This window comes from Bacillus cereus group sp. BfR-BA-01356 (assembly GCF_022663635.1).
GTDB classification, from domain to species: Bacteria; Bacillota; Bacilli; order Bacillales; family Bacillaceae_G; genus Bacillus_A; species Bacillus_A cereus.
Window position 1 is genome coordinate 1 of the sequence record NZ_JAKUFX010000176.1, and the last position, 9,764, is coordinate 9,764.

Sequence of the window (9,764 nt, forward strand, 5' to 3'; positions counted from 1 at the left end):
TGATTGCGTATTAAACAGTGAATGCCAGATCGTGCATAAAAGTGAGTTGTACGACAATCAAATGAGAGAAAGAGCACGACAAATAAGAAAGTTATTATAGAAAGGATAGATGAAACATGGCAGCAGAAAAGAAACAGAAAGAAAAGATTCAATTAGATATTAAAATCGCTACACCAAAACAGGCACTAGAAACGCGTAAAAAAATCATGGACATGGTATACAAAGGAGAGATTGAAAGTGCTGTTTCTCGTCAATTAGTATACGCGCTACAAGGAGCGTCAACAGAGCATCGTTCTATACAGGAAGGTGAGAAACTGAAGCTAGAAAAAGAAAAAATAGCTATCCAGGAGCGCGCGGTGGTTGTATCTGAAGAGGTTAAGTTAAAACTAAGTCAAGAAAACGAGGATTTAGAAGACCAGGTGCACGAGTTAAGAGAGATTCTAAGGGAACGCGACGAGAGAGGGCAAAGATATTGATCGGTTATTTATCAGCTGGTTTAATCGAGAAAGCGTAAATGTTCGCGCGCGTACGCACGTAACCCCCCCCTATATGACATACAGGTATATAAAGTATTGAGTGAACGGACGAGGGGCAAGTGATATAATAAATGTATCGCCCTCTAACTTTAAGTACGTTATCAACTTACGAAAAGTTAGGGTTATAATAAGTATTATGTAAACTGAATTAGCAACAAGAATGTTGTTATATCAAGGTTTATGTCTATTCGAAAAAACACGAACGTTTTTACAGTCATTTTTAGATGGTCATTGTATGACGATATAGTGATTTCTGTAAGAAAATTGGAAAAAACGATCATTATTCACGAACGTTATAACCTTTACAAGGTTGCATTGTTCGTTGTAATGAATGGTGTGTTTTATAACGTTTTCTACAAAGTCAGTTGAAAGGGCTTATCCTAATTGGGTATGCCTTTTCTTTTTTGTATTAAAACAGAGGAGAATAAAAAAAGTTTGCAAAACCTATTTACAGGTTTGCAAAACTTATGATAAGATTTGTTGTGTAAGAACGAAACGCACTTACCACCTATCAAAAGGTGGACAGGTCATGGACAAGAAAAGCCTGTCTGAATAGAAAGAAGGTGATTATATGTCTGACAAAATGGATCGTTACTATGAAAGAGTTGCTAAGCATTATGACCTAGAAACAATTAAGGAAGGTGGCGCACTTGTAAGGTTGCACGCCAGCATTAAGGCGCTTAGTAAGTCGACTGATGATATTGAAGGTTTAACAAATACAGTCTTAAAAAAGGTTATGAAAGGTGAGTCAGTGGCTCCGAAAGAAAAGTGATTCGTAATTATGCGTTTTTCACACAATAAAAAGGCTCGTACTGGCATACGAACCTGGAAAGGAGATACACATACATGTCAACTGGATCGTTTCTCACGATATGCTTTTTAGCTCCTTTCGTGAGTATAGCATTAATAGAAGGTTTACGCAAAATAGTAAAGTAATTGGAGGTTGTGGCAGTGGTTAAAACAATGATCGAAAAACTAATACAGGTAGAACAACCAGAAAGAGGCGCTCACGTGACAATTAAAAATGAAAACATCAATCGGTTTTTAATAGATAAAGTAGTTGCTGGTGGCTTAGAAATGGAAGTTGCTGATCTATTAGAGAAATTCAACGTTATTACAGAAGACGAAAAGATGACGTTATTAAGAGTTATGGACATACTCGAAAAATAATAACTAGTTTTAAGGCCCTTCACATTCGTTGTGGAGGTTTTTATTGTAGTAAGATGCAATTATAGATACACCCAATTTTGGATGCATCAAATAATTGAGCATATGATAACTTATCATAAATTTCGCTTTCTATGAAGTCTATTTTTTTTGACGGAAAAAGTATTATAATGTTAATAGACAACGAAAAAACGCCCTATTCCCGAATGTTTTGGTCGACAGAAGGAATAAGACGTTTCGACAGGCATTGTATAAAATTGTTTAGATAAATCTAATCAATGTAGGTTACTCCTTGTTTTTTGAACCGTACATTTAAGATACTTCTATTATAACGATTATATAGCTTATATACAATACCTCTTTTCGTTGTACTCACAATTTGAAAGAGGTTTTTTAATGGAGAAAATTCTATATATACAAGTACCGATGTTCATGAAAGGAAAGATTGGCAAAAAGTATAAGCTGAAGCCACTACACGGGGATATTATCGGCCTTATTAAGAACAGATTAAAGTTATCGGTGCAAAACGGTTATGTTAACGAGAATGGCGAAGCATATGCGAAATACAGCATTCCGGAATTAATGGAAGAGTTGAATGCTAGTAATAAAACAATAACTGAAGCAATTAAACACCTGGAGAAGATTGGCCACCTACGAAAAGAAAAGGGCTTTAATACATCTATTAAATATTATATAAATCATGAGTTTGAACAACGGTTAAATAACGAGTTATTAGAACACTTGAAACAAAAGAACGAAAAAAGAAAAGACAGTCATGCAAAAACTACATTACTGGACGGGAATAACGAAAAACCTAGTAATAACAACAGTAGTGTAAAAATTACACATCAGTCATGTAAAAACTACACGCTAGAAAGAAGTACTTTAAAAAAAATTACTAAAAAAGATTATAAAACATATACACACGTTTCCGAGATCGTAAACATGTGTCGTTGTGACTACGTCCATTTAAAAAACATGGAAAATCAAAAACTACAAGAATATGCCGAAAAATGGTATGAGAGTTTTAAACCAGAAAAAGGTGCAAACCTAAAAACATTCATTAGAAACTGTATGGAAGATTTAAACAATAGATTAGATGGAGAGTACAGTGTAGTAGATGATAAATTTAGAGACAGATACATCGAAGAACAAAGAAAAAAACAATCGGCAGTTAGGAAAGGTTTGGGAAAAGTGGCCAGAAAGGGTAATAGTAATAAATCTATTCAAAAAGAGCCTACACTAGATTGGTTTGGTGAAGAAGAACAATCAGTAACAGAATACGAAAAGAAACTAGCGGAAAACAAGAAGATCCTGGACGCTATGCTTAAAAAGAAAGAACCACAAGTCCCAAAGTCTACCTTAAAGACTGAAAAAGAGTTAATACATACATATGTAGGATATGAAGAGAGTTATGTTATGCCTGAAACGTTAGAGAATCCATTTACAGAGGATTTAAGCGGATTCGCAGGCCAAACTATACCGTATGATACAGAAACGCATACAAAGGGAAATAAGAATCCTTATTTAATAGTTAATAACGTCCCTAAATTAACAGGTAAACAATTTGATAAATTAGTAGATTTAGTAAAAAGAGCAAATAGTGGCGATCCTGTAGCGTGGGAAAAATGTGAATCACCAGAAATGCAAAGTTATGTAGAAAAGATAGGCAACCGTTTTAAGATTAGAAACGCGGTTATTATGGCCATGTAACTGTTAAACTAATATAAATACATTTTTATAATATAAAACGCGTTAGAAATAGAAATGAGAGGTTTAAGAGGGTGTTCTTAATTTTAAGCGTACCCTCTATATATGGGGTACGAAAAAGTTCACATACCTGGTCATCCTCCAAAGTTGGAGAGTGAGTTTTATGTCGCAAATATTAATGTTTCTGGCGAACCTTATCAAATTTTCGTTGATTTAATAGAAACATAGAGGTAAAATTAGCATTAACTTAATATGAACGTGAACAAATGAAAAAGCCATTCCATATGTTAGTGTTTCTCAGGCACTAACGGAATGACTTAATCCTGTACTCTCAATACAGGACTTCAGTTTAAGAAGTGTCTCACCACTAACTTAAACATTTTCCTTGTTTTCGCGAACAAGGATTATTAGATACACCTATTGTACCGTTACTCTCCGAGTATTGCAACTAGTAATTAGTAGCAATGTTATATACATAATAAAACGGATATAAAAGGGCGTTTTCTATAACTGAAGTCTTGTAAATGTACAGGGCGTTTAGATATAGAGAACGCCTTTTTTGTGTTGTTCCGTTCCAGTGGAAGCTACCACTTTAAAAAGATGGTCTAGTGTAGCCGATGCGAAAAAATACACTCGGATATCAGTTGTTGTTGCATTCAACTGTCTGACGTAAGCGGGGTAAAGGACACAAGCCTTGCATAAAACAAACCTACGGGATGTAAATCCTAATAACGATGATAACCAAGACGTTAGTGGTAAAAAGTGTTGGGGGTTCAAAATAAGACATGATTGTGCGACTGGAGTTAAACAGTTACTCGTAAGCGGCGATCATGACACTGATTCACGGCTATTCTTGTGCAAGCTTTATTACAAGGATATGCGGGTTATATAGCGAATCACCCGAAAGGGAACGGTGTTGGGCGTGAGAAACGCACCGTACGGCGCAATACAACGCCGATAAGCTATATACGGACGGTATAGTAGTTTTGTAAGCTATAACCGTTTGTCGTCAATGCAACCAATCTCAATTCGAGACCTCGGCATCTAAGCCAGTACGAATGAGTGGGCGTTTTAACCTCGTAAAATTTTAACAGGGGTTACTATGCCCAAAACTACATTCAAATTTCCTAACAAACTCGCCAGTATGAAAACCGTAAGACCTTAAAATCAAGGGATTTAGCTTTAATTGCTAAAAAAATTTAGAGAACTGAAACAATCACTATTAATTAAGATAGTAGGGTAAAGATTATGGATTATTTTTAATATAGGGGCAATTAGTGACAAACTTAGTATTTGTAAACAATAACAATGAGGTAATAACAGATTTATTAAAGTAGCTGAAATTTTTGGTAAACGTCATGACAATGTTGTGGCTGATATTGAAAAATTAATGGGGTATTCAAGTGAAGAATTTTCACTCCTTAATTTCCAGGATTCAAAATACATTAATGAAAGAAATGGGAGAAAAAAGGAAACCTCAATTTTGAGGAATCCTCATATAACCCTAGAAACAGAAGGAATTACAAAAAGTACAACATGACTAAAGATGGTTTTACATTGCTGGTTATGGATGAAAACGCAAAAATACGTTTTCTACTAGTGGGAAGTGATGTGCTCAATTTTGAGCCGATCAAAGAAAAAGAAACTAGGAATAGAGAACAAATCAAATATAATTGAAGTTCTTAAAGGGATCGGCGATAAAAAGGGTATCAACAATTTTGTTAACACTACTTACATTCATGAACAAAACAAACAACTTTATAAAAAGGTATTTCCTTTTTTGAGCCGATCGAATATAAGGATCATCGGAATAGAAAACATATGAAGTTCCTGTTACTACTATTGCAAGTGTTCTACATCATAACCGAGATGAGTTAGAAAATGATGGTTACATGTTGAAGTCTGGTAAAAATATAAAATTAGATTTAGTGTCATTAAAGAATAATGAAACTAAAATTACTAATAAACAAGGACACTTTTTGGTAGAATTTGATGGGAATTGTTTAAAAATAGTATATGGAGATTACTAACTTATTAAAAGTAAGTTTATCCATTAGTGGATGTTATAACATTGGTATTTTTGTTGTTATGTAGAAATTACATAGTAATACATGAGATTTATTCAGCTGTATTATTTGGTTTGTTTTTGTACGTACGATCTTCATTTTTTCTTTCCTCTGTTTCTCCGTTGTTGGATTCACTCTTTTTTTGATCCAAATTCAATATATGTGGATTTTCTCGAATGAATTGAATGATCGGTGTAAAAAAACGTTGTAGTTGCTTTTGCGTCATACCTAGATTATTTGCCATTAGAAAACATCCTCCTTTTAATATAAAAACATTAGTTATTGTTAAACCGCTTAGAATTTAATCTAGATCGGTTTTGATCGTTTTGGAGTGTGTTTCCACCATTCATCCTTCACTACTGTTACTGTCAGACAATCTTGATTGGTGCATCGGACTTCGAATTGTATGGAAGATAGTTGTTTCACGTTGGCTAGATCCCCACATTCCTCGCAACGTGTATATTTTTTGTTTTTTAACATATTAATCATCGCCTTTCGGTTTCATTTGATAGCAAAATAACCATTAGCGACAAAAAAGTCAATGCAAAAAGCCATCCGTCAAAAAACGAATGGCTTACCGTTCTAGGATCGATGGTAGGGCGGCGTATCCTACATCTCTGGTAACTTACCTAACCAATCAAATGTTTGATCAAGAACGGCGGCTAGATAAGCGCGTGGGGAACCTTTCCCACCTCAAAGATCCTATATCATTATTATGTTACCTTCTACAGGTAGTATACCACGTTCTTATATTTTCGTAAACTCTCTGTTAGCTTAACAAGTCTTTGTAAGCAACTAAACGTCCACTATTCAATCGTTTTTGGATTTTCGCAGGACCATTTTTCAGATCAAACATCGTAGATAAGAATAAGTAACCACTCGGGTCCAACTTTATAGCAATTAGCATATGGTCATTTAAAATCTTTACTAATTCAACGCTATTAGGCTCTTTAGGGTTTTGTCCGACGTAGTCTGGTTGCTCAATGATATCTTTTATGTGTGATGAGTATGTTTCATAAATACCAGGATGTCTTTTCTGTACGTGCTTTACAAAGCCGGGAAACATTTTTACATCGCTCGAAGTGCAAGTTAGGTTATATGTATCGACAATCACTTGTGGAAGTGTTCCTACAACGATTGGTTGGTTTACCGTAGCGGATTGGTTATTCTTCAAATTTCTCCCTCATCTCGTCTCTTTATATCTTTATTTTATCATAAAGGAGCATTTGAACTGTCGCACGGGGCAGGTTTATGAGAGAGATATTTTATTAAATAATTGATCGTATAAGGAACTTTCATACTTGGAAAGTGGTTGTTAAGAATTATATGCTTGTCCACAATTCGTTCTAATATAATTAAAAATTATGCGCCAACCTTGACCGAATATCACTCCCATAATTCAAATGATTTCTTATTTTGACTTGTAGTCAACATCTCATGGATTGTTAGGCACTTTAAAGTTTAGATTTTTTTGAGAAAAACTTACTGAAGAATGATTTACCTTTATCTTCGCTTTGTTGATGAACGAACTTTAACATTTCATTCATCTTTTCTTGCATGTCAGAGAGTTGTTCTTTCAGTTCGTCTTTTTCTTGTTTTTCCTTCAATTTCTCTTCACGTTCATCTAAATACATTTTTGTTATGCTCTGATTCTGTAAATGTATATCCTGTTGTTGTTCGATTATCTGTTGTTGCTTTTCAAAGACAGCTTGAATAACGTTTTGCTTTTCCTCATTGTCTTTATGGATAACGTTTAGAATTTCTTGATTTTGCAGAGCGATAGTTTGTTGCTGTTTTATTAATTCAGCCACCTTTTCATTGGTTTGTTCCAATATAGCATAAGCAACTCCGGTGGCACTGTTATTACGTTGAAATGGTGTTGTTTCACTACCAGCACTTTCGTTAATGCTGTGCGTTAGTGCGTTATCGGTATCTTTAGAAAGAGATGATTCTAGCAATATAGATATCGCTTCTTGTAAGGTTCTCGTCCCGTCCGCCATTAAAACCTTCATCTCTTTAAGGATGTTAATATCATGTTCGTAATAGATCCGTTGTTGACGATTATTCCGTTCGAATTTATATCCAGCGTTTTCTAGTTCTAAACACCAAACACGTAATGTGTTTCCGTTCACGTCTAATTCTTTGCTAACTTGTCCTGAAAATCTCCCAAAGTCCATTGCGATCCCTCCATTCTCTTACATCATAACGGCATTAGTAATGCATTGTAGCACCATTATAACACCGTTAATGCAAAGTCACTAATATCATTCGCTACTTCTATTGAGCCACCTCAGCTTTGAGGACGCCTCATTGGTGAAAATTCACCTTCAGTCGGAAAATGAGAAATGAATTCCCATCCGATCAAAAGGTTACTACTATAAGGGTTGCGATATAAAGTAAGAAGTAAAAGTGACACCGAAAGGTGTTATAATGAATTAGTAAGTTGTTAGACAATTTAACATAACTATTAATAGAAAGAGGTTTTATATATGGCAACAATTGAAGAAATGAAAAAAGAGATGGCAGAGTTAAGAAAGAGTATTCAGCAGGACAAGTCACAGAGAAAATTACAGGCCATTAATGACAAGATCGCAAAAGCTGAAGCAAAAGAGAAAAGTAACGGCCTAGCTGAAAAAGAACGAAAAGAAAAGGCCCAGGCTGAAGCAATGGCCCGCGCATTCGATAACGGTTATAAATACGAGAACGTACCAACAGGGAATATTAACAATAAGGTAACTGAAACAGTAAGCCCAGAGTTAGCAAGTCTATACAAAGAGCGTGACGAGCTAACAGCGCTATTAAATGAATCGATGGCCGATGTACTAGGCGATCTAAACGAACACGAACAGGCAACACATGATATTGCTAACAAACAAGTAGAGCGCACAGCGGTTGCAAATGGATCACGTACAGTAGACCTTACACCAGTACAGGCGCCACCAGTTGATTATACGGCCCTATCAATGGATATGGCGATTATCCCAGGAGCAAACCCACGGAACTTATTTGAAAAACAAGCGGGCATGTCATTTGAACGATACACACAAATTGCAACACCAGAAGAAGTACAGAAAGCAAATGCATTTGTAAGACCAAACGCAACTAAACAGGCCCAGCATGAAGAAAACATACGTACAGGAGCATATAACACTGGCCGAATCGAATTTTAAAAGGTCTTACAACTAAGGGTAGGGCTTTCAGCCTTATTCTTTGATTAATTAAAAAGGAGTAATCCTCATGACATATATGATCCAAACAGATAACGGGTATATACAATTACAGGTTACTGGAGAGTTAACAGGAGAGGCATACAAGCCCTTTTTTGATACACTGGCCGATAACATAGAAGATGCATGTAAAAGGCGCGTGGAAGGTGATATGTACGTATCAATGAGAGTATACAAGGGAACAAAAAGAGCGAGTGTGAGAGATAAGGGACACGGCCAGGGAAACAAGCGTAAAGAATGGTTAAAAGAGAAACTAAAAGGAGATCGGGAACATGTCAAGGGCTAAACGATTACTAAGGGAAGTAAGGAAAATGAAAGCCAGCATTGTGCCCAACACGGCTGTATTTATAGTAAATTGTATTGAACAAATTAAAGGAATTGATCCCCGAAAAAAAGCAAAAGAGAATATTTTTATCATTGATAACGTGGATCAGGATTGTATTAATTGCACTAAACACTTTAGTGAGTGCAAATGTGACGAATCAAGCTATAGACCACCAACAGAGAACGAATACGCATATTGGAAAGAGACAAGTCCGCACCACTATGAAAGGCTTATGAGGTTACGAGATCAAGACGAGCAACACGAAAAAACATATGGTTTAGATAAATGGATTGAAGATAACGTTTTATATGTAAGGAAAAAGAAAGTAAACGGGGCTACAGATAAGATTGACCAGATACCTTTAAGCCAAATGAGTGATGAAATGAGAGAGGTGTTATGTAAAGATGTCAAACGTATTTAAACCAACATATATGACAAGTAATGATTATGTACGATCAAAGGGAGATATAACGGCCCTGGAGCGCGAACTAGGAATGACGCCAGGGCAACTATATAAAACTAGGTGGACGGATATAAAGGCGTTATACATGGCTGGTAAGCTACATGAAAATGATATGAATGTGCTGTTTACTAGAGTGAAGGTTTATGATCCCTCGTTGTATGATTGCGTATTAAACAGTGAATGCCAGATCGTGCATAAAAGTGAGTTGTACGACAATCAAATGAGAGAAAGAGCACGACAAATAAGAAAGTTATTATAGAAAGGATAGAT

Annotated in this window: 13 protein-coding genes and 1 pseudogene; 11 read left to right on the forward strand and 3 right to left on the reverse strand. The window is 35.6% G+C overall.

Going from position 1 to position 9,764, the window contains the following annotated elements; all coding sequences use genetic code 11:
• Positions 1 to 116: 116 nt before the first annotated feature.
• From MR168_RS30550 to MR168_RS30575, 7 genes and pseudogenes are all read left to right on the forward strand, one after another.
• The gene (locus tag MR168_RS30550) at positions 117 to 476 is read left to right on the forward strand and encodes a hypothetical protein (protein ID WP_242291707.1); all 360 of its coding nucleotides are present in this window, start codon (positions 117 to 119) and stop codon (positions 474 to 476) included.
• Positions 477 to 1,107: 631 nt separating this feature from the next.
• Positions 1,108 to 1,308, forward strand: a complete 201-nt coding sequence (locus MR168_RS30555; RefSeq protein WP_242291708.1) for a hypothetical protein — start codon at positions 1,108 to 1,110, stop codon at positions 1,306 to 1,308.
• A gap of 179 nt (positions 1,309 to 1,487) precedes the next feature.
• Positions 1,488 to 1,706, forward strand: coding sequence for a hypothetical protein (locus MR168_RS30560; protein WP_242291709.1), 219 nt, complete (start codon positions 1,488 to 1,490; stop codon positions 1,704 to 1,706).
• Between the two features lie 393 nt (positions 1,707 to 2,099).
• Positions 2,100 to 3,416, forward strand: coding sequence for a replication initiator protein A (locus MR168_RS30565; protein ID WP_242291710.1), 1,317 nt, complete (start codon positions 2,100 to 2,102; stop codon positions 3,414 to 3,416).
• A gap of 102 nt (positions 3,417 to 3,518) precedes the next feature.
• A complete protein-coding gene (locus MR168_RS33510) occupies positions 3,519 to 3,641 on the forward strand; it encodes a hypothetical protein (RefSeq protein ID WP_000540216.1) in 123 nt (40 codons plus the stop codon).
• A gap of 1,114 nt (positions 3,642 to 4,755) precedes the next feature.
• Positions 4,756 to 4,827, forward strand: a pseudogene (locus tag MR168_RS33795) (Rha family transcriptional regulator); the annotation flags it as partial.
• A 122-nt stretch (positions 4,828 to 4,949) separates the two neighbouring features.
• Entirely contained in the window at positions 4,950 to 5,090 is a 141-nt protein-coding gene (locus MR168_RS30575) for a hypothetical protein (protein ID WP_242291718.1), read from the forward strand.
• 441 nt (positions 5,091 to 5,531) lie between these two features.
• Here MR168_RS30575 and MR168_RS30580 read toward each other — a convergent pair whose 3' ends face one another.
• The 3 genes from MR168_RS30580 to MR168_RS30590 all read right to left on the reverse strand — a co-directional run bounded on the left by MR168_RS30580 (position 5,532) and on the right by MR168_RS30590 (position 7,656).
• On the reverse strand, positions 5,532 to 5,723 hold the full coding sequence (locus MR168_RS30580; protein WP_242291711.1) for a hypothetical protein: 192 nt from the start codon (positions 5,721 to 5,723) through the stop codon (positions 5,532 to 5,534).
• A gap of 525 nt (positions 5,724 to 6,248) precedes the next feature.
• Positions 6,249 to 6,653 (reverse strand): PBECR3 domain-containing polyvalent protein, encoded by a 405-nt coding sequence (locus MR168_RS30585; protein WP_242291712.1) that lies wholly within the window; start codon positions 6,651 to 6,653, stop codon positions 6,249 to 6,251.
• A gap of 280 nt (positions 6,654 to 6,933) precedes the next feature.
• The gene (locus MR168_RS30590; protein ID WP_242291713.1) at positions 6,934 to 7,656 is read right to left on the reverse strand and encodes a MerR family transcriptional regulator; all 723 of its coding nucleotides are present in this window, start codon (positions 7,654 to 7,656) and stop codon (positions 6,934 to 6,936) included.
• A gap of 312 nt (positions 7,657 to 7,968) precedes the next feature.
• Here MR168_RS30590 and MR168_RS30595 point away from each other — a divergent pair, with 312 nt between their 5' ends.
• The 4 genes from MR168_RS30595 (at position 7,969) to MR168_RS30610 (ending at position 9,753) form a co-directional block, all read left to right on the forward strand.
• Positions 7,969 to 8,649: a hypothetical protein gene (locus MR168_RS30595; protein ID WP_242291714.1), complete on the forward strand. Its 681-nt coding sequence runs from the start codon at positions 7,969 to 7,971 to the stop codon at positions 8,647 to 8,649.
• Positions 8,650 to 8,716: 67 nt separating this feature from the next.
• Positions 8,717 to 8,992: a hypothetical protein gene (locus MR168_RS30600; RefSeq protein ID WP_242291715.1), complete on the forward strand. Its 276-nt coding sequence runs from the start codon at positions 8,717 to 8,719 to the stop codon at positions 8,990 to 8,992.
• Positions 8,979 to 9,452 carry a hypothetical protein gene (locus MR168_RS30605; RefSeq protein WP_242291716.1) on the forward strand — a complete coding sequence of 158 codons (474 nt, stop codon included), beginning with the start codon at positions 8,979 to 8,981 and terminating at the stop codon, positions 9,450 to 9,452. The genes MR168_RS30600 and MR168_RS30605 overlap by 14 nt, the downstream gene beginning before the upstream one ends.
• Positions 9,436 to 9,753 (forward strand): hypothetical protein, encoded by a 318-nt coding sequence (locus MR168_RS30610; protein WP_242291717.1) that lies wholly within the window; start codon positions 9,436 to 9,438, stop codon positions 9,751 to 9,753. The genes MR168_RS30605 and MR168_RS30610 overlap by 17 nt, the downstream gene beginning before the upstream one ends.
• The last annotated feature ends 11 nt before the right edge of the window (positions 9,754 to 9,764 follow it).